Origin of the sequence: Ciceribacter thiooxidans, assembly GCF_014126615.1 — a bacterium.
Taxonomy (GTDB): domain Bacteria; phylum Pseudomonadota; class Alphaproteobacteria; order Rhizobiales; family Rhizobiaceae; genus Allorhizobium; species Allorhizobium thiooxidans.
The window spans coordinates 1,208,741-1,235,030 of record NZ_CP059897.1 but is presented as its reverse complement, the minus strand read 5'-3'; the positions used below and the strand labels follow the sequence as shown (position 1 = coordinate 1,235,030).

Genomic DNA, 26,290 nt, shown 5'->3' with positions numbered 1-26,290 from the left:
GTCCGAACGTATTAAGCCGCCGGCGATCGTTCCGTCCGGCCGCCATTTCCCCTCGTGGCCATCACGGTCGGCTCCTCGCCGTCGATCAGGGGCGAGGGATTGGCGAACCCGGTCAAGGCGGGAAGATCCGACAGGAGAATGCTGCCGCCGCTGGCCTGCACTCCGTATTGCGCAAGCGTGGCAAAACCGCGGGACAGGTTCTCGGGTGTCATCCCGAGATACGAGGCAAGCACGCGCTTTTCGAACGGCAGCCTCATCGCGACATTTTGCTCCTGCCGGGCGTATTCGCGCAGGATCCAGTTGGCCAGACGCTTTGCCCCGCTGCGAAGCTTCTGCTTCTTCAGTTCCTTGACGGTGCGGCGATAGGCCCGTGCCAACTCGAAGACAACCGCTCTCATGAAGTTCTGGTCTTCGCCGAGCAATTCCCGGATCAATGGAGCCGGAATCATGAGAATACGCGCGGGTGTCAGCGTGCGGGCGGACTGAAGGCAGACGTTATCGTTCAAGACCGCTGCAAGTATAAACAGATTCACGGGGCCTAAGATTTCCGTGACAGTTTCGCTGCTGTCGGATGCTGCCGACATCTCCACCAGTCCTTCCAGCACAATATACAGGAAGTCAGCTGGTGTATTCTCGCGAAGAAGAACGGTTCCGGCGGGGAAGGACTGCAAAAAGCTCGGCGTTATGATCCGGCCGAACGTGCTTTCCTTTACGCCTTGCAGAATGTTCAGGCGCCTGAGCGTCTCGATGTCGTCCGTATGCATCCCTACCGCACCTGCCTTGCTCTCCAGCGATTTCAATTCACGACACGAAAAAAGTCAATTGAAAAGAACACAATATCGCGTCATAAAGTAAAAACATGTCAAATCACTGTATAAAATAGTTTTGTATATGTATAATTATGTCGCACCGAAAGGCTCTTGACCCAAATCAACGACAGAAAGCGAGAATCTGCGATTTTGTGTGCTGTGCAATACGTGAAAATTCCGAAACGGGAGCATGGCAATGCCAAACGCAGTGGGTGGCAGTCCGCAGGGACAGAAGACAGCACTGGCGATGAGTACCGTCGCTTTCACCGTCTGTTTCGCCGTCTGGACGATCTTCGCAATCATCGGCATTCAGATCCGCAAGGACCTGAACCTGTCGGAAACCCAATTCGGTCTGTTGGTCGGTACGCCGATCCTGACGGGCTCGCTCGTCCGCGTCGTGCTGGGCATCTGGACCGATCGCTATGGCGGACGCGTCGTGTTCACTGCCACCATGCTGGCGGCCGCCGTCGCAACCTTCTTCCTGACCTATGCCACGACCTATCCGCAGGTGCTGGTTGCTGCCCTGGGTGTTGGCATCGCCGGAGGATCGTTCGCGGTCGGAGTGGCCTATGTGTCGCGCTGGTACCCTCCGGAAAAGCAGGGCACCGCGCTCGGCATCTTCGGCGCGGGCAATGTCGGTGCGGCGGTGACGAAGTCTCTCGCACCTTTGGTGCTCGTCGCCTTCGGCTCGCACGCTGTCGCCCAGGTCTGGGCGGGTGCGCTGGTCGTCATGGCGATTGTCTTCTGGTTCACCGCCAAGGATGATCCGGTTCTCGTCGCGCGCCGTCGCGCCGGTGAAAAGCCGAAGAGCACCTGGATGGAACTGGAACCGCTGAAAAACGTCCAGGTGTGGCGCTTCTCGCTCTATTACTTCTTCGTTTTCGGCGCCTTCGTCGCGCTCTCGCTCTGGCTGCCGCAGTACCTGATCAACGTCTATGGCGTCGACATTCGCGCCGCAGGCATGATCGCTGCCTTCTTCTCGGTTCCGGCCAGTCTGTTCCGTGCCTATGGCGGGCACCTCTCCGACGTCTACGGCGCCCGCCGCGTCATGTACTGGACTTTCCTGGTTTCGGTCGCCGCGACCTTCGTTCTCGCTTACCCGCCGACAGACTACGTCGTACAGGGTGCGAAAGGACCGATCGCCTTCCACGCAGAGATGGGCTTGATCGGTTTCACCGTCACTGTCTTCATCCTCGGCTTCTTCATGGCGCTCGGCAAGGCCGCGGTGTTCAAGCACATACCGGTCTATTATCCGGAGAGCGTCGGCTCCGTCGGTGGCCTGGTCGGCATGATCGGCGGCCTCGGCGGCTTCATCCTGCCGATCGTCTTCGGGCTGCTGCTCGATCTCACGGGTCTGTGGACGAGCTGCTTCATGCTCCTCTTCCTCGTCGCACTCGGGTCGCTCACCTGGATGCATCTCGCCGTCCGCCAGATGGAGAAGGAGGCCGTTGGCGAGAAGCTGGCGGAGCTGCCTTTCTTCCCGGAAATGAAGGGTATGGGCGAGGGCGTTCGCAAGCCGGTCAAGGAAAACAGCACCGTTCTGACCGACTGGCGACCAGAAGACCCGGCATTCTGGAACGACAAGGGCCGAGCCATCGCGCGCCGCAATCTGTGGCTCTCGATCCCGGCACTGCTTCTCTCCTTCGCCATCTGGCAGGTCTGGTCCGTCGTCGTGGCCAAGCTGCCACTGGTCGGCTTCACATTCACCACCGACCAGCTCTTCTGGCTCGCGGCGTTGCCCGGCCTTTCGGGCGCGACGCTTCGCATATTCTACTCGTTCATGGTGCCTGTTTTCGGCGGGCGGCTCTGGACGACGCTCACCACGTGGTCGCTGATCATTCCGGCACTCGGTATCGGCTATGCAGTGCAGAATCCCGACACGCCCTATGTGATCCTTCTCCTGCTCGCGCTGCTTTGCGGCTTCGGCGGCGGCAACTTTGCCTCCTCCATGTCGAACATCTCCTTCTTCTTTCCGAAGGCGGAAAAGGGCAACGCGCTCGCCCTCAACGCCGGTCTCGGCAACCTCGGGGTCAGCGTCGTACAGTTCGTCGTGCCGCTGGCGATCACCGCGGGCATATTCGGCGGGCTGGGCGGTGATCCCGCGATGGTTACGTCGGCCACAGGCGAGGCGCCGCTATGGCTGCAGAATGCCGGCTTCATCTTCGTGCCGTTCATCATCCTGGCGGCCCTCGGCAACTGGTTCGGCATGAACGATATCGCCTCGGCCAAGGCTTCCTTCGCCGAACAGGCGGTGATCTTCCAGCGCAAGCACAACTGGATCATGTGCTGGCTCTATACGGGTACCTTCGGTTCCTTCATCGGCTATTCCGCAGGCTTCCCGCTGCTTACCAAGACGCTGTTTCCGGACGTCAACGTCCTGCAGTTTGCCTTCCTCGGGCCGTTGGTCGGTGCGCTTTCGCGCTCCGGCACCGGCTGGCTCTCCGACAAGTTCGGCGGCGGTCGCGTCACCTTCTGGGCGTTTGCCCTGATGATGATTGGTGTCTCGGGTGTGCTCTACTTCATCGGCATCAAGGAGCAGCCGAATGCCTTCTGGGGCTTCTTCGCCTCCTTCCTGCTGCTCTTCTTCGCAACCGGTGTCGGCAATGCCTCCACCTTCCAGATGATCCCCGCGATCATGCGCAAGGAAATGGCTCGACTGATGCCGAAGGCGACTGCGGAAGAGCGTCGCCTGCAAGCCGAGAAGGAATCGGCGGCGATCACTGGCTTCACCTCCGCGATCGCCGCCTTCGGAGCCTTCTTTATCCCCAAGGGCTACGGCACCTCGATCATGCTTACTGGCGGACCGGAAGCGGCGCTCTGGTCCTTCCTGCTCTTCTACGTCACCTGCATCGCGATCACCTGGGCCGTCTACACACGCAGGGGCGGCCTGCTCTACGACCTCGAGCGCGGTCGGGTCAGCCCGGCTGCCGCAACCGCCTGAAATCGGAGGAGAACACCATGAGCCATCTGCTCGATCGCCTGAACTTCCTGGCGCGCAAGAACGTCGGCACATTCTCGCAGGGACACGGCGTCACGACGACAGAAAACCGGGATTGGGAGGATGCCTATCGCAAGCGTTGGCAGCACGACAAGATCGTGCGCTCGACGCATGGGGTGAACTGCACGGGTTCGTGTTCGTGGAAGATCTACGTCAAGGGCGGGATCGTTACCTGGGAGACCCAGCAGACGGACTATCCCCGCACACGGCCGGATCTTCCCAACCACGAGCCGCGCGGCTGCGCGCGCGGCGCCAGCTACAGCTGGTACATGTATTCGGCCAATCGGGTGAAACATCCGCTGATACGCTCGCGCCTCCTCAAGCTGTGGCGGAAGGAGCGCACGCTCAAGACGCCGATCGGCGCGTGGGCCGCAATCCAGGAAGATCCTGAAAAGCGTGCCGACTACATGAAAATGCGCGGCCTCGGGGGCTTCGTGCGTGCAAGCTGGGACGAGGTCAACGAGATCATCGCCGCCGCGAATGCCTATACCGCCAAGACCTATGGGCCGGACCGGGTCGTCGGCTTCTCGCCGATCCCGGCCATGTCCATGGTCTCCTATGCCGCGGGGTCACGCTACCTTTCGCTGCTCGGCGGCGTCTGCATGTCCTTCTACGACTGGTACTGCGACCTGCCGCCGGCCTCGCCGATGACCTGGGGCGAACAGACGGACGTGCCGGAATCGGCCGACTGGTACAATGCCGGCTTCCTCATCCTCTGGGGCTCGAACGTGCCGCAGACGCGCACACCGGATGCCCACTTCTATACCGAGGTCCGCTACAAGGGTGCAAAGTCGGTCGTGGTGTCGCCCGACTATTCGGAAGCGGCGAAATTTTCCGATCTGTGGCTGCATCCGAAACAGGGAACGGACGCGGCACTCGCCATGGCGATCGGCCATGTCATCCTGCGGGAATTCCATCTCGATCGGCAGGCAGAGTATTTCGAGGATTACTGTCGCCGCTACAGCGACATGCCCATGCTGGTGAAGCTCACCGGCAAGGACGGGCACTTCATCCCTGACCGCTTCGTGCGTGCCTCCGACTTCATCGGCACGCTCGACGAGACGAACAATCCGGAATGGAAGACCGTTGCGGTCGACGCCAAGACGAAACAGTTCGTCGCGCCGAACGGCTCGATCGGCTATCGTTGGGGCGAAGAGGGCAAGTGGAATCTCGAGGCTAAGGACGGCAAGGGCGCAGACGTCGAGCTCGCCATGAGCTTTATCCTCGACGGCGACCATGACACGGTCGCCAATGTCGGTTTTCCCTATTTTGGCAATCGCGAGCACGACTACTTCGAAGGAACCGACCACGACAGCGTTTTGGTCCGCAAAGTGCCGGCCCGCAAGGTCAAGCTTGCCGATGGTGAAACGCTCGTCGCCACCGTTTTTGATCTTTTCGTCGCCAACTACGGGCTCGACCGCGGGCTCAATGATCCGAACGCGGCGAAGTCCTACCAAGAGAACCTGCCCTATACGCCCGCATGGGCGGAAAAGATCACCGGCGTTCCGCGCGACCAAATCATCGCGGTCGCTCGTGAATTCGCCAGCAACGCCGAAAAGACCAGAGGGCGCTCCATGGTCATTCTCGGGGCCGGCCTGAACCACTGGTACCATATGGACATGAACTACCGCGGCATCATCAACATGCTGGTGATGTGCGGTTGCATCGGTCAGTCCGGCGGCGGCTGGAGCCACTATGTCGGGCAGGAAAAGCTGAGACCCCAGACGGGCTGGACGGCGCTCGCCTTTGCACTCGACTGGAACCGTCCGCCGCGCCACATGAACTCGACATCGTTCTTCTACGCCCACACCGACCAGTGGCGCTACGAGACGCTAAAGATCGACGACATCCTCTCGCCGACCGCACCGGAAGGTCCGTGGGACGCTTCGCTGATCGACTACAATATCCGGGCCGAACGCATGGGATGGCTGCCGTCGGCTCCGCAGCTCAAGACCAATCCGCTGGAGGTGTCGAGGCAGGCCTCGGCCGCAGGCAAGGAGGCCAAGGACTATGTCGCCGAACAGCTGAAGGCCGGGACGCTTTCCATGGCGTGCGAAGACCCCGATGACAAGGCGAACTGGCCGCGCAACATGTTCGTCTGGCGGTCCAACCTGCTCGGCTCGTCTGGCAAGGGGCACGAATACTTCCTGAAGCACCTGCTCGGCACCAAACACGGCCTGCTCGGCAAGGATCTCGGCGAAGAGGGCCGGCAGGCTTCGAAGGAAGCGGTCTGGCACGACGAGGCCCCGGAAGGAAAGCTCGACCTCCTGGTCACACTCGACTTCCGCATGTCGACCACCTGCGTCTATTCCGACATCGTCCTTCCGACCGCCACCTGGTACGAGAAGAACGACCTCAATACCTCCGATATGCACCCCTTCATCCATCCGCTCTCGAGTGCAGCGGATCCGGCCTGGGAAGCGCGCAGCGACTGGGAGATTTTCAAGGGCATCGCAAAGGCGTTCTCCGACGTCGCCCCGGAAATCCTCGGCGTCGAGAAGGACGTCGTGCTCGTGCCCACTCTCCACGACACGGCAGGCGAACTTGCTCAAGCCTTCGACGTCAAGGACTGGAAGAAGGGCGAGATAGAGCCAGTCCCGGGAAAGACCATGCCGGCGGTTGTCGTCGTCGAGCGCGATTACCCGAACCTCTACAAGAAGTTCACATCGGTCGGAAACCTGCTCGACAAGCTCGGCAACGGCGGCAAGGGGATCGCCTGGAACACCGAGCACGAGGTCGATCTGCTCGCCCGGCTGAACGGTGTCGTACAGGAGGAGGGCGTCACCAAGGGGCGTCCGCGGATCGAGAGCGACATCGACGCCACCGAGGTCATCCTGTCGCTCGCGCCGGAAACCAATGGCGAAGTGGCGGTGAAGGCGTGGGAGGCGTTGTCGAAGTTCACCGGCCGCGACCACACCCACCTCGCGATCCCCAAGGAGGACGAGAAGATCCGCTTCCGCGATGTGGTGGCGCAACCGCGCAAGATCATCTCGTCGCCGACCTGGTCGGGCCTGGAATCGGAGAAGGTCTGCTACAATGCCGGCTATACCAATGTGCACGAACTGATCCCCTGGCGCACGCTCACAGGCCGCCAGCAGCTCTATCAGGATCATCTGTGGATGCGCGCCTTCGGCGAAGGCTTCTGCGTCTACCGGCCGCCGATCGATACCAAGACGGTCAACCCGGCGATCCGCTCCAAGGCTGACGGCAAGCCGCATCTCGTGCTGAACTTCATCACGCCGCACCAGAAGTGGGGAATCCACTCGACCTATAGCGACAACCTGCTGATGCTGACGCTCAATCGTGGCGGTCCGGTCGTATGGATTTCCGAACCTGACGCCAAGCGGGCCGGCATCGTCGATAATGACTGGGTCGAGGTCTACAATACCAACGGCGCGATCGTCGCGCGTGCAGTGGTCTCTCAGCGCATGAAGGACGGCACGATCTTCATGTACCACGCCCAGGAAAAGATCGTGAACACGCCCGGCTCGCCGATCACCGGCCAGCGCGGAGGCATTCACAACTCGGTGACGCGCGTCATCACCAAGCCCACCCATATGATCGGCGGCTATGCCCATCAGGCCTACGGCTTTAACTACTACGGCACGGTCGGGTCCAACCGCGACGAGTTCGTCGTCGTTCGCAAACTCGAGACGGTGGACTGGCTCGAAGGGCCGCACAGCGAAGGCATCGCAGACAACAAGGAGGCGGCAGAATGAAAATCCGCGCACAAATCGGCATGGTCCTCAACCTCGACAAGTGCATCGGGTGCCATACCTGCTCGGTCACCTGCAAGAACGTCTGGACCAATCGCGAAGGCGTCGAATACGCCTGGTTCAACAACGTCGAGACGAAGCCCGGCATCGGTTTTCCGAAGGAATGGGAAAACCAGAAGAAGTGGAACGGCGGCTGGGTCAGGAAATCGAACGGCAAGATTGAGCCCAAGATGGGCGCCAAGTGGCGCATCCTCGCCAAGATTTTCGCCAATCCCGATCTGCCGGAAATCGACGACTATTACGAGCCGTTCGACTTCGACTACGGCCACCTGCAGACCGCCGGCGAAAGCCGGGCAATGCCGACGGCCCGCCCGCGCTCGATGATCAGCGGCGAGCGGATGGAAAAGATCGAATGGGGACCGAACTGGGAGGAAATCCTCGGCGGCGAGTTCGAGAAGCGTTCGAAGGACTATAATTTCGAGGGCGTGCAGAAGGAGATCTACGGCCAGTTCGAGAACACCTTCATGATGTACCTTCCGAGGCTGTGCGAGCACTGCCTGAACCCAACCTGTGCTGCGGCCTGTCCTTCGGGGGCGATCTACAAGCGCGAGGATGACGGCATCGTCCTGATCGACCAGGAAAAGTGCCGCGGCTGGCGCATGTGCGTTTCCGGCTGTCCCTACAAGAAGATCTACTACAACTGGAGCTCTGGCAAATCCGAGAAGTGCATCTTCTGCTATCCGCGCATTGAGGCCGGCCATCCGACGGTCTGCTCGGAGACCTGCGTCGGTCGCATCCGCTATCTCGGCGTCATCCTCTATGATGCCGACCGCATCTCGGAGGCCGCCTCCACGGCCGACGAGCAGGATCTCTATGAAGAACAGTTGAAGATCTTTCTCGATCCGAATGATCCCGCCGTGATCGAGCAGGCACGAAAGGACGGCGTTCCGGATGCCTGGCTCGAGGCCGCCAAGCGTTCGCCGGTCTACAAGATGGCGATGGACTGGAAGATCGCCTTCCCGCTCCACCCGGAATACCGCACTCTTCCCATGGTCTGGTACATCCCGCCGCTCTCGCCGCTGCAGTCGGCCGCCCAGTCGGGCAAGCTCGGCATGGACGGCCCGCTGCCGGATGTCCGGTCGCTGCGCATTCCGGTGCGCTATCTCGCCAACCTGCTGACCGCCGGCAAGGAAGCTCCCGTCATTTCGGCGCTGGAACGCATGCTGGCCATGCGCGCCTATATGCGCTCAAAGACGATCGATGGGGTCATCGACACCTCGATTGCCGCGAAGGTCGGCATGAGCGCCGAGATGATCGAGGAGATGTACCACATCATGGCGATCGCCAATTACGAGGACCGCTTCGTCATCCCGACGACGCACCGCGAAGTGACCGAGGACGCCTATGACGTCCGTGGTTCCTGCGGGTTCTCCTTCGGCAACGGCTGCTCTGGCGGCACCTCGGAGAGTGATCTCTTCGGCGCCAAGCGCCCCAAGGTCGTCCAGACTCCGACCGACCTCTTCAAGGAGCGCCTCTGATGCACAAGGCTTTGAAAATCATCTCGCTGCTGCTGAGCTACCCAAGTGACGAACTGCTTGCGGGCGCACCCGAACTGAAGGCGGCCCTTGACGGCGACGATACGATCGCCCGTGAGGTCAAGCTGCTGCTTGGCCGCCTGATCGACGATCTCGCCGGCCAGGACCTCTATGATGCGCAGGAGCGCTACGTGTACCTGTTCGACCGCAGCCGGTCGCTGTCGCTGCATCTGTTCGAACATGTGCACGGCGAGAGCCGCGACCGCGGTCAGGCCATGGTCGACCTGATGACGATGTACGAGGACAGCGGCTTCGTCATCGATGCGAAGGAACTGCCGGACTACCTGCCGCTCTTCCTCGAATTCCTGTCGACCCGCTCCGTCGAGGAGGTCGACGACCTGCTCGCCCAGACCGCCCACATCACGGCGGCGCTAGGTGAGCGGTTGAAAAAGCGGCAATCGGTCTACGCCGATGCCTTCCTGGCGCTACGCCTCCTGTCGAAGGCCAAGCCGGACCAGAAGCTGCTCAAGGAATTGCTCGAAGGCGCCGAGGACGATCCGAACGATCTCTCCGCACTCGATCGTCTGTGGGAGGACGAGGCGGTGACCTTCGGCGGAAACGCTGGTGACAACAGCTGCGGCCCGGATCGGCTGCGCACGCAGATGCGGGCGGCGGCCCGCAAGCCGAACGATCCCTTGAACACGATACCGGTCTAGGAGGCAGGACATGTCTGGTTTTCTCAATTCACTCTTGTTCGGCATCTACCCCTATATCGCGCTCGTGGTGCTCATCCTCGGCTCGATCATTCGCTATGATCGTGAGCCCTATACCTGGCGTTCCGGCTCGAGCCAGCTCCTGCGTCGCAAACAACTGATATGGGGCTCGGTGCTGTTCCATCTCGGGGTGCTCTTCATCTTCGCCGGCCACCTCGTCGGCCTTTTGACCCCGATCGTGATCTTCGAGACACTCGGCATCAGCCACAGTGCCAAGCAGACGCTGGCGGTGGTGGCGGGCGGCATTGCCGGGACGATGGCGATCATCGGCGCGACGCTTCTTGTGCATCGCCGGCTCTTCGATCCGCGCGTGCGCGCATCGTCGAGCACCACCGACACACTGATCATTATTCTCTTGTGGATGCAGCTTTTCCTCGGGCTTTCGACCATACCGACGTCGCTCGCCCATCTCGACGGTCAGGAAATGGTGAAGTTCATGAACTGGGCGCAGGGAATTTTCACGTTCAATCCGCAGGCCGCTTCCTATATTGCCGACGCGGCAGTGATATTCAAACTGCACCTTTTCCTCGGGCTGACGATCTTCCTTCTCTTCCCATTCACGAGGCTCGTGCACATGCTGAGCGCGCCGGTGCGCTACCTCTGGCGGCCTGGCTATCAGGTCGTTCGCCAGCGCAACCGCAGCGCTTCCGTCAACCGAATCCCGGCGGAGTGAGCCATGGTCACGCTTTTCGACAAGGCCTCCAATGGCGCCGCGCCCTCCCGGGCGACCATGAAGGACAGCTATTCGACCTACCAGGAACCCGACACCCGGGTTCCACCGAAGGCGAGGCCGGTGCTCGACGCGGTTTCGGTCAACGGGGTGGAAATCGCCGAAAGCGATATCCTGGCCGAGGCGCAGAACCATCCGGCCGAAAATCCGGGTGCAGCCATTCTCGCCGCGGCGAGGGCGCTCGCCGTCAAAGAACTACTGCTGCAGCGGGCTCGTGAACGGCAGATTGCGGTCTCGCCCGAGAGCGACGCTGAAGGCCGCAGCGAGACGGACGAGGATGCCGCGATACGCCGGCTGATCGAGGAAGAAGTTGCCGTTCCCTCGGCGACGGCGGAGGAGTGCCTGCGCTTTTATGAAAACAACCGCGCCAAGTTTCGCAGCGAGCCGATTTTCGAGGCGAGCCACATCCTGATCGCCGCCGATCCGGCGGATGAGCAGGCCCGCGCCGCCGCGCGCGGCGATGCTGAGAGGCTGGCCAAGGTGCTTGCTGAGCATCCGAGCGAGTTCGCCACCATGGCGCGCACGCATTCGGCCTGTCCGTCGGCGGAGCAGGGCGGTAATCTCGGGCAATTGACCCGAGGCAGCACGGTCGCGGAGTTCGAGCGGGCGCTGGCGCGGATGGCGGAGGGTGAGATCACCTCTCGGCCGGTCGAAAGCCGCTTCGGGTATCACATCATCCGGTTGGAGCGGCGGATCGAGGGCGAGCAATTGCCGTTCGATTTCGTCCAACAGCGGATCGCCGGCTGGCTTGAGGCTTCCACCTGGTCGAAGGCGGTTTCGCAATATATCGCGATCCTTGCCGCGGACGCGACGATCACGGGCATCGACCTGCTCGGCGCCGACGGGCCACTGGTGCAATGATGCAGTGTCTGCTGCCTGAAAATGCGCAGCCAGGGTTTCGGTAGGACTGGAAGAGAGAATGTGATGGACGGATTGCCTCAACGGGCCTGCGGATGCGACGAGAGTCGACACCACGTCGCCCTCACGCCGGTCGAAAAGGCCATCGAAATTGCGGTCGGCATGGTGCAGCCGTTGACGGCTGTGGACGACGTCGCCGTCCACAAGGCGCGCGGGCGGGTATTGGCCCGGAGCCTCCGCGCCGGTCGCCCGATGCCGCACTTCGACAATTCGGCGATGGATGGCTTTGCCGTGGCACTTTCTGATTTCGCGGGCGAGGGGCCTTGGCATCTCCCGGTGGCCGGCACGATTGCCGCCGGTGCGGCGGCACCATTCCTCACGGTAGGAACGGCCTTGCGCATCTTCACCGGAGCGCCGGTCCCCGGCGGCTCGGACGCGGTGGTGATGCAGGAGAAGTGCGACGACCGCGGCGACACAGTGTTGGTTCACGTTCGCCCCCGGCGCGGTGACAATATCCGCCAGGCAGGCGAGGACATCGCGTCGGGCGATCTGCTCGTCTCGGCGGGCACGATGCTGGACGGTCGTCACGTCGGTCTTCTTGCCGGCAACGGTCATGGTCACATTTCGGTCGTTCGCCGGCCGCGCATCGCGGTGCTTTCGACCGGCGACGAGCTCGGCGAGGACGGCGCGGGTGTTCACGACGCCAATCGCCCGATGCTGCTTGCGCTCTGCGAGGGCCTCGGGGCCGAAGCAACCGATCTCGGCATCTGCCCGGACGACATGGAGCGGATGACCGAGATCTTCCGCGCATCGACGAACCGCTTCGACCTGATCGTCACGTCCGGCGCCGCCTCGGTCGGCGGCAGGGACTTCGTCCGTCCGGCGCTTCTTGCCGCCGGCGGGGCGGTAGAGGCCTGGCGGGTCGCGCTCAAGCCTGGAAAACCGGTGTTCTTCGGACGTCTTGCGGATACGCTGGTGACCGGATTGCCGGGAAATCCGCTGTCGGCCTATGTCGGCTTCCAGCTCTTCGTCACCCGCCAGATCGGCGCGATGCTCGGGCTTGGCGGCCCGAGCGCGAAGCCGGAGATGGCCGTGGCCGGACTCGGATGGGAGCGCAAGCCCGGGCGGACCGAGTATCTGCCGGGGCAAGTGGTCGGCCGAAGCGAGAGCGGCCTGCCGATCGTCGAGCCCCTCGGGCATGGCAGTTCCGCGACGCTCATGCCATTGTCGCTGGGCGACGGCGTTATCGTACTTGCCGCCCATTCCAGGCATGTGGCGCGCGGCGACGTCATCGACTGGATGCCCTTCTGCAGGAAAGATCTCTCATGGAAGACCGCATGACCGACAATGCCTTTCCGCTTCAGGCTGCCATTCACGTCCAGAGGGACCGCCCGGTGGACGATATCCTTAGGGCGACAGCCCTGGCACTCAGCGCCGACGGACAAACGGTCATCGGCTTCCTGCAGTGGGAGGGCACGGGCGACGGCGAATGTTGCGGCGAGATTGCGCTCCAGGACATCGGCACCGGCGAATTGATCACGATCTCGCAAGCGCTGGGCTCCGGCGCGCGCGGATGCAGGCTCGACCCGCAGGCCCTGGCGGCAGTCGCCGGATCGCTGCTGGCACGCCTCGACGACGATACCGACTTGCTCGTTCTCAACCGTTTCGGCAAGGGCGAGTCCGAAGGGCAGGGATTTCGGGCCGTGATCGAGGAGGCATGCATTCGGGGCATCCCGGTGCTGACGGTCGTACGGGACGAGTATCTGCCCGCGTGGGAGGAATTTTCCGGCGAGTTCGGGTGTCTTCTCGCGCCGGACCGGCAAAACGTCCTCGACTGGGCGCGGCGCGCGGGGCTGGCGGCAAGGAGCCTGCGTGATGCGGCATGAACGGCGTGGCCCGGATGAGCAGTTGCCCTGCGGGACCATCCCATCCGGTTGCCTCTCGTCATGTAGTGTCCCGGAAAACCGACCTATTTCGTCTCCAGACCGTTCAGTCTCGCGATGAAGTCGGCGAGGTGCGGCACGTAGTCTTCCGGTCCGTTGCCGCCGCCTGCGACCGCGATGGCGTAGGAGTTCTTCGTCGCACTGGCGAGCGGCGTCGCGACGGTCGCCGCATTCGCCATGGATTCCAGGTATTTGAGATCCTTGTAGGCGTTCGACAACGTAAACCGGTGCGCTTCCCTGTTGCCTTCGAGGACATAGCCCATGAAGGTCTGGTAGAAGCCGCTATCCATGCGTCCGCCGCGGATCACACTGTCGAACCGGTCGATCGAAATCCCCACCTTGCGGGACAGTGCTACCGCTTCCGCGAAAAGTGCGCCCATTCCCAGCGCGATGAAGTTGTTCAGCAGCTTCATCCGGTGACCGTCAGCAATGCCGCCGATGTGAACGATCTTTCCAGCCCAGGTCGCGATCACCGGTCGGATTCTTGTGAAGATCTCGTCATCGGCGCCGACCATCGCATCGAGTGTGCCTTCCCAGGCTTCCTTCGGTGTTCGGCTCAAGGGGGCGTCGGCGAAATCGACGCCGAGCGCCTTCAGCTCCTCCGCCAGTCGGGCGGTGACCGTGGGGTCTCCCGTCGAACAGTCGATAACGACCGCGCCACGGGCGAGCTTCGGCTTCATCGCGTTGATGACGGCTTCGACCTCTCTCGAGCTGGTGAGGCAGAGAAAGACGATCGTCGAGGCGGCAGCAAGCTCCTCGAGGGACTTTGCTTCCGTCGCACCACGGGAAACGAGATCTTCGATCGGCTTGCGGTTCCGGTGGGCGATGACTGTTAGCGGGTAGCCCTTTTCGACGATGTTCTTGGCCATGCCGTGCCCCATAAGGCCGACCCCGACGAAGCCCACCGTTTCATTTGCCGTCGTGTTCATAGTTTTCTCCTGCGAATGTATGGAAAATTGTGTCTGTTGATCGCCCGAACCGGTCATGGAAGGGCGAAGCGTCGGCGCAGATCTGCGACCTGTTCGGGCGTCAGAACGCGCTTGGCGTGGTTCTGCAGCATGAGGAAGAGCTTGGCCGTCTCCTCGAGTTCCTCCGTTGCATACTGCGCATTGGCGAGACTCGTGCCGGCGACGACCGGTCCGTGATTGGCGAGCAACATTGCGTGGTGTCGGCTGGCGAGGCTGCGCACCGCCTCGGCGAGTGCCTGGTCGCCAGGCGCGTAATAGGGAACGAGTGGCAAGCGGCCGACGCGCATGACGTAATAGGCGGTCAGTGCCGGCAGTACGTCCTCAGGATCGACGTCAGCCATGATGCTGACGGCCGTCGAATGGGTCGAATGGAGATGCACGACCGCACCGGCATCAGGGCGTTCGCCGTACATCGAAAAGTGCAGAAATGATTCCTTTGTCGGCGCGTCTCCGTCGACGAAGCGGCCTTCGGCGTCGAACAGCGACAGGCGTGACGGATCGAGGTTTCCGAGCGAGGCATTGGTCGGGGTCATCAGCCAGCCGCCGTCGGGCGTTCGGACCGAGATATTGCCCGTCGACCCGGAGGTCAGCCCCCTTTGGAACAGCGACTGCCCGACCCGGCACACCTCGTCGCGCAGACGGTTCAGATCATGCATCGGCGGTCTCCAGTTCAAGCAGATCCCAGGCTTTCAGGAAGAAGTCCGGCGCGCCGAAATTTCCCGATTTGAGTGCCAGCGCGAGGTCTGGACCTGAAATGCTGCGCGTCCACGGCACGCCCGGGTCGATCTCCGGGCCGATCAGCAGGACCTTCACGCCGAGGGCCTCGACGATTGCACCGGACGTTTCCCCACCGGCAATGAGAAAGCGGGAGAAACCGGCGTCGGCGAGGCGGCGTGCGACATCCGCCAGTGTCCTTTCCACCAGGGCGCCCGACTCGTGGCGCCCCATCTGCGCCTGAATTCCGGCGAGTTCGTCGGGGCCGGCGCTGGAGTAGATCAGCGGCGGCAGATCGGCCGGCGTGTTGATCGCCCATTGGGCGAGATCGGCCCCCGTCTGTCGCCCATCCGCAACCGCGGCGATGTCGAGCCGCAGCACGCGCCGTCCGGCGGCCTTCGCCGCCTCGATCTGGCCCCGTGTCGCCGCCGAGCAGGAGCCGGCGAGAATAGCCGCGCGGCCGGCCGGCGCCGCCATCCTCGCCTTTCTTGGTGGCGGCACGAAACCTCGCGACTGCCTGAAGTTCTCCGGCAATCCCATTGCGACACCGGAGCCGCCCGTCACGAGCTTCATCCCGGCGCAGGCCTTGCCGATGGTCCTGAGATCGGCGTCGCTCAACGTGTCGACGATCAGTATGCGCCTGCCGGCTGCGTATTGTTCGGCAAAGGCGGCCTTCACGGCGTTCGACCCTTTCGCAACGGTCTCCGCTTGCACGAGACCCACCGGTCGGCGGCATTGCCGCTGCAGCACGCGGACGAGGTCCGGGTCGCGCATCGGGGTCAGCGGATGATCCTTGAGCGGGCTTTCCGAGAGCAGCCTGTCGCCGACGAAGAGGTGTCCCTTGTAGACGGTGCGCCCGGCGGCGGGAAAGGACGGACAGGCGATCGTCACCGGCGCGCCGGTCAGATCCTGCAACGCCTCAGCGACGGGACCTATGTTCCCGGCGTCCGTCGAATCGAATGTCGAGCAGTATTTGAAGATGAGCTGTTCGGCTCCGGCGGCCAGAAGCACGCGGGCGGAGGCGCACGACATTTCGACTGCCTCGGCAGCAGGTATCGTGCGTGACTTCAGCGCGACGACGACGGCGTCCGCATCGGAAAACGCGACTTCCCCGGTGGGTACGCCGATCACCTGAATCGTGCGCATGCCCTCCCGAGAGAGCATGAGGCACAGATCGGTGGCCCCGGTGATGTCGTCGGCAACAGCGCCAATCAGCACATTCTTCCTCCCAGATATGGCCACGACCGCGCGGCCGTGAGCCGACCCTCCGGAAACACATCGAAGCCGTTGATCTTCTGCCGAAAATAAGGGCTTGCAATGGAATTCGCAGATGGGCTAACCATGTTGTGGCAACGCTATCATTACTTTTCCACGAGAGGAAAAGCAAGCGTCCGCGGAGCGGCAGAAAGACGACGGATCAGAAGGTGTTTTCATAGATGAGCAATCAAACGGGTTTGAAAGTCTGCGTCGTCGGACTGGGGTCCATGGGCATGGGGGTCGCCACGTCGCTGTTGCGCGCCGGCTTCGAAACAACCGGCTGTGACGTCAGCGAGGACGCGATGGCGCGGTTTGTCTCGGCCGGAGGCAGAGCGATCGCCAATCCTGCCGATGCGGCACAAGACGCGGATGTCGTCATCACCGTGGTCGTGAATGCCGCGCAGACGGAGACTGTCCTCTTCGGCGAATGCGGCGTGGTCGAGGTCATGGCGAAGGGGGGTGTCGTCCTTTCCTTTGCGACAATGGGCCCGGATCTCGCTCGCGGTTTCGAAGAGCGAGTGCAGGCGCAAGGGCTCGATTATATCGACGCACCGATCAGCGGCGGCGCCGGCAAGGCCGCCGCGGGCCAGCTGACGATTATGGCGTCGGGCCGACCGGCGGCCTTCGACAAGGTCCGCCCCGTACTCGATGCCATCGCGCAGAAGGTCTACGAGCTGGGAGACCGGGCGGGGATCGGCGCTTCGTTCAAGATTGTCAATCAGTTACTGGCCGGTGTTCACATTGCGGCTGCATGCGAGGCCATTACCTTCGCGAAGGCTTTGGGGCTCGACATAGACAAGGTCTACGAGGTCATCACAGCATCTGCCGGGAACTCCTGGATGTTCGAAAACCGCGTGCCGCATATTCTTGAGGGCGATTACGCGCCGCGGAGCGCGATCGATATCTTCACGAAGGATCTCGGGATCGTTTCCGATATCGGGCGAGACCTGAAGTTTCCACTGTCGATCGCCTCGACGGCTCTGCAGATGTTCATCATGACATCGGCGGCCGGCATGGGACGTGATGACGACGCCTCGGTTGCCCGCCTTCTGGCGCAGGTCTCCGGACTGGAACTGCCCGAAGCGCCTGGGAGGCAGTGATCATGCCGCGCTTCGCTGCAAATCTGACCATGATGTTCAACGAGGTCGATTTCCTCGATCGGCTCGCGGCTGCATCCGCCGCCGGTTTCGAGGCGGTTGAGTTCCTGTTTCCCTACGACTTCGAGCCGGACGTCATCCGCTCGCGGCTGGACGCCGCCAGCCTGACCCAGGCGTTGTTCAATCTCCCGCCTGGTGATTGGGCACGCGGTGAACGCGGGCTGGCTGCGCTGCCAGGGAGGGAAGGGGAGTTCCGCCAATCCGTGGAGACGGCATTGCGCTATGCGCGCGCGACCGGTGTCGGGCGGCTGCATGTGATGAGCGGGCTCGCCGATCGTTCGGATGCCAAGGCCCGTGCCACGTACCGCGCCTCCTTGGCGCTCGCCTGCGACAAGGCCGGGGAGGCGGGGCTCGACGTGCTAATCGAGCCGATCAATCCACGCGATATGCCAGGCTATTTTCTCAATAATTTCAATTTCGCCGCGGACCTGATTGCCGATATGGGGCGTCCTAATCTCAAGCTCCAGTTTGACATTTATCATCGCCAGATCATCCATGGCGACGTGATCCATGGGCTGCGCGAAATGATGCCGATCATCGGCCACATCCAGGTCGCATCGGTGCCGGCGCGCAACGAACCGGGGACCGGGGAACTCGACGATTTCCGGGTCCTGCGGGAGCTCGATGCCCTCGGTTATGCTGGCTACGTCGGCTGCGAGTATCGCCCGGCGGGCGACACTGTCGCCGGACTGGGCTGGCTGAAGACCTTCGCCGGCTGATCCGCCCGGGCTTTCAAGGCAAATTCCGCGGGGGGCGGGCGGCGGGTCCGGGACCCGCCTACCTTCGTCAGATCTTTCCAAGATCCTCATAGCTCTGATGTAGCGCCCAATCGCCTGCGCAGAAGCGTTCCCTGGCAAAGTTGTGCTGGTGCCAGTAGGGATAGATGTAAGGCGCACGGCTGACCGCGTTCAGTCGTTCCAGTTCCTTTATGCTCAGCTCCAGGTCGACAGCAGCAATATTGTCCCTAAAGTGCTGTTCGGTCAGTCCGCCGACGACGACGGAGGCAATGGCCGGTCGCGAAAGCGTCCAGGCCAGTGCGACCTGAGCCGGCGTGGCGTCTCTTGCCTCGGCGATTTCGACCAGAACGTCGACGATGTCCCACAGACGGCTCTCGTCGCGGATGGGAGGCTCACTCCAGCCGGCGGCCTGACGCGAATCTGCCGGCTTGCGATCGCGGCGGAACGCACCCGACAGCAACCCGGCGGCAAGCGGACTCCAGACCATGACGCCGAGGCCCTGATCCACGGAGATCGGCAGTAGTTCGTACTCTGCCTCCCTAGCCTCCAGCGTGTAATGGATCTGCTGCGCGACGAAGCGCGGATAGCTCTTAAGGTCCGCAGCAGCCAGCGCCTTCATGATGTGCCAGCCGGAATAGTTCGAGCAGCCGACGTAGCGGACTTTGCCCTGTGCAACCAAGGTATCGAGAGCCGCGAGCATTTCTTCGGCCGGGGTAAGTCCGTCCCATTCGTGCATGAAATAGATGTCGATATGGTCGGTTCGCAGGCGCTTCAGGCTCCGCTCGCATTCGCGGATGAGGTGATAGCGCGAAACGCCCTCGTCGTTGGGGCCGTCTCCGATCCGCATTCTCGCCTTGCTGGAAATGAGAAGCTTGTCGCGGCGACCTTCGAGGACCTCCCCGAGAATCTCCTCGGATCGTCCCATGGAGTACATATTGGCGGTATCGAAGAGATTGATGCCGCCGTCGATACAAGTGTCGACCAGTCGTTGCGCCTCCTTGACGCCCTGGCTTGCGACCATGGCGAAATCGCCCTGGCCGCCGAACGAGAAGGTGCCCATGCTCACCGCCGAGATCTTGAGACCCGAGCGACCGAGTTGTCGGTATTCCATGCGTTACTCCCTGGATCATTCCTGTCGGGAAGGATGCCCGACAGCGTTGATGTTATCGTCTTGGTACTCGGTTATCGGCCATTTCACCCGCGGCGGGCAGCTGCCGAAAGCAGCTCCTTCCTGACGTGCTGCATGCCGAGTTCCGGGCTTGTAAGCACGGGTATGCCGTCCGGCTCCGGGCCAAGAGGGGCGAGCGCGTTCGCCATTGATGCCTGGGCGAGGACGATCAGGTCCACCTTCGGCGCCAGCCGGCGGAAACCGTCCACCACCATGGCGTCGTGTCCCTCCCTGTCGCCGACAGACAGGCGTTGGAACGCGCCCTCGCACAGCTCCTCCGTGACGCCGCACCCGGTCCGCCCGGTATCTGCCGCGACCCTCCTGATGATATCACCCGTCGGAGCGAGCGTTGTCGGTAAAGTCGCCAGAACGCCGATTCGTGAGGATTTCGACACCGCTTCCAGCGCCATGCCCGTGTCGATTCGGAAGAGCGGCACTGGGCACAGCGCACGTGCGGCATCAACGGCTGGGCCGAGGGAGGAGCAGGTGACGAGAACGGCCTCTGCGCCACCATCGACGGCCGACCAGACGTACTGCGCCAGGCGTCGCATGGTCGTCTTCGAGAGGCTGCCCTCGCGGATCGTATTCTTCAGCAGGCTTTCATCGAGAATGTTGAAGGGCTCCCAACCGGCCAGTTCACGCCGCGCAAGTGCGTCCAGCGTCGGAACGAGGCCCGCGACTGTGTGAATCATGGCGATGGACATCGCGGTATTTGTCACGTCGGGCATGTGAGCGCTCTCCGGCTAGAAATCGCGTGTGAAGTCGCGATTTGACGGTATTCAACATGGTAGCGCTGCCATCATATTATGCTTGCGCCACTGAGTGCAACATCCAAAGAAGCGGCATCACACCAGAGTGCGCCGGATTTGCGGGAATCCGCAAATGAAATGCGAATATCCGCAAATCGCAAAAAGCCGGTTGACAAGATCGCAGACTTGAAACACAGAATGACAGCGCTGCCACTCGACGGCCGTTCGACCGCCAATTTGCGACCGGATATCGAGGGCAGGGACGGCCGGCGGGTTGAGGAGCCCCTCGCGGTCCAGGTGGCAGTGCACCGAAGCAACATTTTGGGAGGAATGAGAAAATGCTAGCGACCGATCAGCATGAAACCGCGTCTGGATCGCTGCATTCGCGCCTGATCGCAGAAGCCGGGAAGCTTTTCCAGGTCCGCGAGTTCAACGTCCTGATTGCGCTCGTCGTGGTAGGCGTGCTGATCAGTCTTTATACGCCCTATTTCTTCACGACGAACAACCTGATGGGTGTGTTTCGCGCCTTCTCGCTGACGGCGATCATGAGCATCGGGATGGTCATGGTGATCATCACCGGAGGGATAGACCTGTCGGTCGGATCGGCTATGGGGCTCGCCTCGCTCGTGACTGCTCTGTGTTTCTCTGCGGGCTACCCAACGGAGGTCTGCGTTGCCGCAGGCCTGGGCGTCGGCCTGGTGTTCGGTCTCTGCAACGGACTCCTCATCACCTTCATCGGCCTGCCGCCGTTCATCGCAACCCTTGGAACGCTCAGCATCGGGCGCGGGCTGATGTACATGATCACGCGCGGCGTCCCCGTGACACCCGAGACGCCCGAAGGTTTTGCCGTGCTGGGCCAGGGCTATCTCGGTCCTGTGCCGGTACCGGTCATCATCATGGTTCTGCTGATGCTGGTCTTTGCGGTCATTATGCGCCGCACCCGCTTCGGCCGGCATGTTTATGCGACCGGCGGAAACGAGCATGCCGCGCGCCTGAGCGGGGTCAAGGTCGACCGCATCAAGTTGTCGGTCTACGTGCTCTCTTCGACGATTGCCGCATTGGCCGGTGTCATCGGTTTCTCCCGCTATCTCTCCGCCGAGCCAGCTTCCGGCTTCGGATCTGAACTCGACGTCATCGCAGCCGCTGCGATCGGCGGTGCGAGTCTTGCCGGCGGGGCAGGGAGCGTGACGGGAGCGGTTATCGGCGCGGCGCTCGTGGGCGTGATCGCCAACGGTGTTGTGCTGCTCAACATCAATACCTACGCGCAACAAGCCATCACCGGCGGCGTCATCCTGATCGCTGTCAGTCTGGACGTGCTGCGGAGCAGACTAATGGGAGGAAAGAACTGATCGAAGACGAATGAGCATACCGAAAGTCTAGAACAACACCAAGAATCCAGGCTCGAGGAGAGCTTGTTGAGGAGGAGGATTTCATGCGTGTACTTTTCAATTCCGCTCGTGCGGCTATCCTGACGATGTCGCTGCTGGCGACGGGCGCAGCCTTTGCCAAGGATAAGGCCGACATCACCGTCGCCGTCGTTCCGAAGGTCGCTGTGCCGTTCTTCGACGACTGCAATACCGGTGCGAAGGAAGCGGCCGACAAGCTCGGCGTTCAGTATCAGTGGGTCGTTCCGCAGAACACCCAGGGCTCGACGCAGGTCAAGATCATCGAGGACCTGATCGCGCGGCACGTCGACGGGATCGCGATTTCGGTGAACGAACCCAAGTCCGTCGAGGGCATCATCAAGCAGGCAGTCGATGCCGGTATCGCTGTTCTCACCTTCGACAGCGACAGCGCCAACAGCGGCCGCAGCATGTATATCGGTACGATCAATGAAGCCGCTGGCGAAACCATGGGCAAGGCGATGGCGGAAGCCATCGGCGGCGAGGGCAAGGTGGCGATCGTCACCGGTCAGCTCGGCGCATCGAACCTGAACGAACGCATTGCTGGTGTGAAGAAGGCGCTCGAAGCCTATCCGAAGATCACCATCGCCGCGACCGAAGGTACCGAGGACGATCTTGCCCGCGGCGTTTCGGTGACCGAAGCCCTGCTTCGTGCCAACCCGGACCTGAAGGGCATTTTCGGCATGAGCCAGGTTGGCGGTCCCGCGGTTGCCAAGGTCCTTGCCGAGAAAGAGTTCTCCGATCGCAAGGGCGTGCTGAAGGTGTTCGCATTTGATGACCTGCCGGATACGGTCAAGGGCGTCAAGGACGGCTTCATCGACGGCATCATGGTTCAGCGTCCGGTTACCATGGGACGCCTCGCCGTCGAACACCTGGTGGCGCAGATCACCGGTGAGGAAAAGAGCCCGGCCGATGTCGACACCGGCGTCACGGTCGTCACCGCCGACAATCTGGGCAGCTACACGAAGTAAGACCTGCAGAAACCGGGTGCGGGAGCCGTCGGCCTCCGCACCCAATCACATCGGAGCGGGATTCGAGCGGACCATGACCCCATTTCTCGAAATGCGAAACATATCAAAGACCTTCCCCGGCGTGAGGGCCTTGAAGGGGGTGGACCTTACCCTCTATCGCGGACAGGTCCATGCCGTCGCGGGCGAGAACGGGGCGGGAAAAAGCACGCTGATGAAGATCATGACAGGCGTGCAGCGCTGCGATCCGGGCGGCACGATCACGGTGGAAGGTGAAGAGGTCGTGATCTCCGATCCAGTACATGCCAGATCGCTCGGCATATCGATCATCTACCAGGAGCTCGCGGTCGTCGATAACCTGTCGATCGCCGAGAACATCTTTCTCGCTCGTGAGCCCGTAAATGCGGCCGGTTTGATCGATCGACGGAAGATGAACGCAGCCGCCGCAGCCGTCTTGGCGGAGCTCGACATGAAGCTCAATCCGGCGATGCTGGTCGGCGATCTCAGCATCGGGCAAAAGCAGATGGTCGAGATCGCCCGTGCGATATCCTATCAGTCGAAACTCATCATCATGGACGAACCGACCGCGTCTCTCAGCCATCACGAGGCGACGGTCCTGCTGCGCATGGTCAGGAGGCTCGCTGCGCAGGATATCGGCATTGTCTACATCTCGCATAGGCTCGAGGAGATCTTCGAGATCGCGGACACGGTGACCGTCATGCGCGACGGCGAGACCGTGGACTCCCGGCCCGTCGGCGAAATGACGCGTGATCTTCTGGTGCGCAAGATGGTCGATCGCGAACTGTCGCAGTTCTTCGGTGAACACGTCTCACATGCCACCGACGAAGTGCTTTTGTCCGTGCGCAATCTCGGCATGTACCGGCCGACGCATCATTCCGCTCATGTCAGGGATGTGAGCTTCGACCTGCACAGGGGTGAAATCCTCGGCTTCTTCGGCCTCATCGGGGCTGGCCGCACGGAAGTCATGGAAATGATCTTTGGCAGCCGCGCCTATGTCGGCGACATCCTGATCGATGGCAAACCGGTCAGGATGAGCGACCCTTCGGTTGCGATCAGTGAGGGTCTCGGCTTCGTAACCGAGGACCGCAAAGGGCAGGGGCTCGTGCTCGACATGTCGGTCCGCGAGAATTTCAGCCTGACGCATCTCTCGGACTATTGCCGGCTCGATTTCGTCGATCGCGGCCGCGAGACGAAACGCTGCAGGGAGTTCATCCAGGCGCTCGGGATCAAGACGCCGAGCCCGGAGCAGAAGGTCGTCAATCTGTCGGGCGGCAACCAGCAGAAGGTCATCATCGCCAAATGGGTCGCCCGCAAGCCGCGCATTCTCATCGTCGACGAACCGACCCGTGGCATCGATGTCGGCGCGAAAGCCGAGGTCCATGCCTTGCTCAACAAGCTGGCGGCGGAAGGCATGTCGATCATCGTGGTCTCGTCCGACCTGCCGGAGATCCTCGCAATCAGCGACAGGGTCATCGTGCTCAAGGAAGGCCGCATCACTGGTGGCTTCACCCACCAGGAAGCCAGCCAGGAAAACGTGATGTTCGCCGCGACAGGCTGAGCACGGACACGGAAACATCCCCAAACATCAGTATCAGCAGCAATGGAGTATGAGATGAGCAAACGCATTATGTTCACAGGGGGAAGCGGCAAGGCTGGAAAGCACGTCGTCCAGTACCTCCTCGACCAGGGCCACCAGGTTCTGAACATTGACACAAAGCCGCTCGACAATCCCAAGGTCCGTACGCTGATCACCGACATTACCGACAGCGGCCAGGTGTTCAACGCGTTCTCGAGCTATATGGGACTGCACGAGTTCGACCCGTCGCTCAGGGCACAGCCCGTGGATGCAGTGGTCCACTTTGCGGCGATCCCGCGGATCATGCTCACGCCGGACAATGAAACGTTCCGCGTCAACACGATGGGAACCTACAACGTCATCGAGGCGGCGGTGAAGCTCGGGATCAAGAAGGTGATCATTGCCTCGTCCGAGACCACCTACGGCCTCGTCTTTGCCAACGAGCCGCGCAATCCCGTGCACTTCCCGCTGGAGGAGGATTATCCGGTCGATCCTATGGACAGCTATGCGCTGTCGAAAATCTGCAACGAGAAGACCGCGCAGGCCTTTGCGCTGCGGTCCGGGATCGATATTTACGCCATCCGCATCGGCAACGTGATCGAGCCGCATGAATACGAACTTTTCCCCAAGTGGTTTGCCGATCCGGGCTTCCGCAAGAGAATTGCGTGGAGCTACATCGACGCGCGTGACCTCGGGCAGATCGTCGATCTTGCCGTTCACAAGGATGGGTTGGGCTTCGAGGTGTTCAACGCAGCCAACGACGAGACCTCTTCGGACCTGCCGACACAGGAACTGATCGATCGCTTCTATCCGGGCGTCAAGGTCACGCGTCCGATGGGAGAATACGAAAGCCTGCTGTCCAATCGTAAGGCGCGCGAGATCCTCGGCTTCCGGGAGCAGCACTCGTGGCGGAAATACGTCGGACAAAAATGATGCGTATTCGCCGTTCGCGTCACGGCCTCTTGTGAAACAAGTCGTCCGGCGCTCTTCGCAGAGTCGGACGACTTGATATAAAGGTTCTACGGGAACGAATGGTCGGAATGAGCCGACGGGTCTTCTTGAACCGGCACTGGAGCACAAAGAATGGGAGAAGGTACGCAACCGAGACTGCGTCTGCCTGACAGGAAGAGCAAGGTCACGGTCAAGGATGTCGCCCAGCGTGCAGGGGTCGGGGAATCGACGGTTTCCCGCATCATGCGCAACAAGGGTCCGGTTGCGGAAGAAACGCGAAAAAGGGTGATGGAGGCGGTACGGGCAACCGGCTACGTTCCGAACAAGATTGCCGGCTCGCTCGCCTCGCTCGACTCGCACCTCGTCGGCGTCGTCATTCCTTCACTCTCGAACATCGTCTTTCCGGAAGTGCTCCAGGGCATTCACGCCGCGCTGCGGGACGGGGAGAACCAGCCGGTCATCAGCGTCACAGAATACGATATGGACCGCGAGGAAGCGGTCGTTCGCGGGCTCTTGTCCTGGAAGCCGGGCGCCATCCTGATTGCTGGCTTCGAACACACCGACGCGACGCGACGGATGCTCATCCAAAGCGATATTCGTGTCGTGGAAATGATGGATATCGACGCCGTCCCGATCGATATCGCCGTCGGCATGTCGCACCGGCGCGCCGGCTACGCCACCGGGCGCTATCTCGTCGGACGCGGCTATCGCCGCTTCGGCTATGCCGGTCACGACTGGACGGCGGACCGGCGCGCGCGCCTTCGCTATGACGGCCTCGTGGATGGGTTGCGGGATGCCGGCCTGACGATCACCGCGGAAGCCGTGGCGGAAGCGCCGAGTTCCGTCGGTGTCGGCAAGGAAATGACGGCGCGCCTTTGCGCGGAGCATCCGGAGCTCGACGTCATCGTCTATTCGAACGACGACATGGCGGTCGGCGGCATTTTTCACTGCATGGCCGCGAATATCACGATCCCGGACCGCCTGGCGATCTTCGGATTCAATGGCCTCGACATCGGGCGGGAGTTGCCGCAGCCGCTTTCAACCATCCGCTCAAACCGTTTTCTCATTGGCCGTACCGCGGTTGAAAAGGCGTTCGAGTCACCGCAACGCCCGCCGGAACCTTCGGTTTACGACACCGGCTTCGAGGTGTTCGCGGGCGCGACGGCGTGATGTGCTCGCTATGGCGCAGGTTGTCTGGGCGTATTGCTGGAACGACTGAATGTCGTTGATCTCGACTTCACCGACTTGAGTGTCGGATG

At 61.9% G+C, this 26,290-nt stretch carries 21 protein-coding genes; 15 read left to right on the top strand and 6 right to left on the bottom strand.

The features are described 5' to 3' along the window. Window positions 1-11 precede the first annotated feature (11 nt). The gene (locus H4I97_RS23820; protein ID WP_182308157.1) at window positions 12-764 is read right to left on the bottom strand and encodes a cyclic nucleotide-binding domain-containing protein; all 753 of its coding nucleotides are present in this window, start codon (window positions 762-764) and stop codon (window positions 12-14) included. A 241-nt stretch (window positions 765-1,005) separates the two neighbouring features. On the opposite strand from H4I97_RS23820, the gene H4I97_RS23815 reads away from it, so the two are divergent. From H4I97_RS23815 to H4I97_RS23780, 8 genes are all read left to right on the top strand, one after another. Next, on the top strand, window positions 1,006-3,750 hold the full coding sequence (locus tag H4I97_RS23815) for a nitrate/nitrite transporter (RefSeq protein WP_182308156.1): 2,745 nt from the start codon (window positions 1,006-1,008) through the stop codon (window positions 3,748-3,750). A 17-nt stretch (window positions 3,751-3,767) separates the two neighbouring features. Continuing rightward, window positions 3,768-7,526, top strand: a complete 3,759-nt coding sequence (locus tag H4I97_RS23810; RefSeq protein ID WP_182308155.1) for a nitrate reductase subunit alpha — start codon at window positions 3,768-3,770, stop codon at window positions 7,524-7,526. After that, window positions 7,523-9,061: a nitrate reductase subunit beta gene (narH, locus tag H4I97_RS23805; RefSeq protein WP_182308154.1), complete on the top strand. Its 1,539-nt coding sequence runs from the start codon at window positions 7,523-7,525 to the stop codon at window positions 9,059-9,061. Before H4I97_RS23810 ends, narH begins: the two co-directional genes overlap by 4 nt. Next, entirely contained in the window at window positions 9,061-9,774 is a 714-nt protein-coding gene (gene narJ, locus H4I97_RS23800; RefSeq protein WP_182308153.1) for a nitrate reductase molybdenum cofactor assembly chaperone, read from the top strand. Before narH ends, narJ begins: the two co-directional genes overlap by 1 nt. Window positions 9,775-9,784: 10 nt before the next feature. Then, window positions 9,785-10,504: a respiratory nitrate reductase subunit gamma gene (gene narI / locus H4I97_RS23795; protein ID WP_182308152.1), complete on the top strand. Its 720-nt coding sequence runs from the start codon at window positions 9,785-9,787 to the stop codon at window positions 10,502-10,504. 3 nt (window positions 10,505-10,507) lie between these two features. Beyond that, window positions 10,508-11,422, top strand: a complete 915-nt coding sequence (locus H4I97_RS23790; RefSeq protein WP_182308151.1) for a peptidylprolyl isomerase — start codon at window positions 10,508-10,510, stop codon at window positions 11,420-11,422. A gap of 63 nt (window positions 11,423-11,485) precedes the next feature. Continuing rightward, the gene (locus H4I97_RS23785; protein ID WP_182308150.1) at window positions 11,486-12,760 is read left to right on the top strand and encodes a molybdopterin molybdotransferase MoeA; all 1,275 of its coding nucleotides are present in this window, start codon (window positions 11,486-11,488) and stop codon (window positions 12,758-12,760) included. Next, entirely contained in the window at window positions 12,757-13,305 is a 549-nt protein-coding gene (locus H4I97_RS23780) for a DUF2478 domain-containing protein (RefSeq protein ID WP_182308149.1), read from the top strand. Before H4I97_RS23785 ends, H4I97_RS23780 begins: the two co-directional genes overlap by 4 nt. 83 nt (window positions 13,306-13,388) lie before the next feature. Here the strand turns inward: H4I97_RS23780 and H4I97_RS23775 are convergent, their stop codons facing one another. Genes H4I97_RS23775 through otnK form a run of 3 tightly spaced genes read right to left on the bottom strand, consistent with a single transcriptional unit; the run spans window position 13,389 to window position 16,262 of the window. Continuing rightward, window positions 13,389-14,291 (bottom strand): NAD(P)-dependent oxidoreductase, encoded by a 903-nt coding sequence (locus H4I97_RS23775; RefSeq protein WP_244658846.1) that lies wholly within the window; start codon window positions 14,289-14,291, stop codon window positions 13,389-13,391. Between the two features lie 53 nt (window positions 14,292-14,344). Further along, on the bottom strand, window positions 14,345-14,986 hold the full coding sequence (gene otnC, locus H4I97_RS23770) for a 3-oxo-tetronate 4-phosphate decarboxylase (RefSeq protein ID WP_182308147.1): 642 nt from the start codon (window positions 14,984-14,986) through the stop codon (window positions 14,345-14,347). Then, complete coding sequence (gene otnK / locus H4I97_RS23765; RefSeq protein ID WP_182308146.1) at window positions 14,979-16,262, bottom strand: 3-oxo-tetronate kinase; 1,284 nt, start codon at window positions 16,260-16,262, stop codon at window positions 14,979-14,981. Before otnK ends, otnC begins: the two co-directional genes overlap by 8 nt. Window positions 16,263-16,480: 218 nt before the next feature. On the opposite strand from otnK, the gene ltnD reads away from it, so the two are divergent. Together ltnD and otnI are read left to right on the top strand one after the other, a co-directional pair. Continuing rightward, window positions 16,481-17,401: an L-threonate dehydrogenase gene (gene ltnD, locus H4I97_RS23760; protein ID WP_182308145.1), complete on the top strand. Its 921-nt coding sequence runs from the start codon at window positions 16,481-16,483 to the stop codon at window positions 17,399-17,401. A 2-nt stretch (window positions 17,402-17,403) separates the two neighbouring features. Further along, complete coding sequence (otnI, locus tag H4I97_RS23755; protein ID WP_182309058.1) at window positions 17,404-18,177, top strand: 2-oxo-tetronate isomerase; 774 nt, start codon at window positions 17,404-17,406, stop codon at window positions 18,175-18,177. Window positions 18,178-18,244: 67 nt separating this feature from the next. Here the strand turns inward: otnI and H4I97_RS23750 are convergent, their stop codons facing one another. Both H4I97_RS23750 and H4I97_RS23745 read right to left on the bottom strand, forming a co-directional pair. Further along, the gene (locus H4I97_RS23750; protein ID WP_182308144.1) at window positions 18,245-19,306 is read right to left on the bottom strand and encodes an aldo/keto reductase; all 1,062 of its coding nucleotides are present in this window, start codon (window positions 19,304-19,306) and stop codon (window positions 18,245-18,247) included. Between the two features lie 83 nt (window positions 19,307-19,389). After that, window positions 19,390-20,091 (bottom strand): aspartate/glutamate racemase family protein, encoded by a 702-nt coding sequence (locus H4I97_RS23745; RefSeq protein WP_182308143.1) that lies wholly within the window; start codon window positions 20,089-20,091, stop codon window positions 19,390-19,392. A gap of 359 nt (window positions 20,092-20,450) precedes the next feature. On the opposite strand from H4I97_RS23745, the gene H4I97_RS23740 reads away from it, so the two are divergent. From H4I97_RS23740 to H4I97_RS23720, 5 genes are all read left to right on the top strand, one after another. Continuing rightward, complete coding sequence (locus tag H4I97_RS23740) at window positions 20,451-21,461, top strand: ABC transporter permease (RefSeq protein ID WP_182308142.1); 1,011 nt, start codon at window positions 20,451-20,453, stop codon at window positions 21,459-21,461. Between the two features lie 125 nt (window positions 21,462-21,586). After that, complete coding sequence (locus H4I97_RS23735) at window positions 21,587-22,486, top strand: sugar-binding protein (RefSeq protein WP_244658917.1); 900 nt, start codon at window positions 21,587-21,589, stop codon at window positions 22,484-22,486. A gap of 73 nt (window positions 22,487-22,559) precedes the next feature. Further along, on the top strand, window positions 22,560-24,062 hold the full coding sequence (locus H4I97_RS23730; protein ID WP_182308140.1) for a sugar ABC transporter ATP-binding protein: 1,503 nt from the start codon (window positions 22,560-22,562) through the stop codon (window positions 24,060-24,062). A gap of 54 nt (window positions 24,063-24,116) precedes the next feature. Continuing rightward, window positions 24,117-25,013 carry an NAD-dependent epimerase/dehydratase family protein gene (locus H4I97_RS23725; protein ID WP_182308139.1) on the top strand — a complete coding sequence of 299 codons (897 nt, stop codon included), beginning with the start codon at window positions 24,117-24,119 and terminating at the stop codon, window positions 25,011-25,013. A gap of 150 nt (window positions 25,014-25,163) precedes the next feature. Beyond that, window positions 25,164-26,201: a LacI family DNA-binding transcriptional regulator gene (locus H4I97_RS23720; protein ID WP_182308138.1), complete on the top strand. Its 1,038-nt coding sequence runs from the start codon at window positions 25,164-25,166 to the stop codon at window positions 26,199-26,201. Window positions 26,202-26,290: the final 89 nt, after the last annotated feature.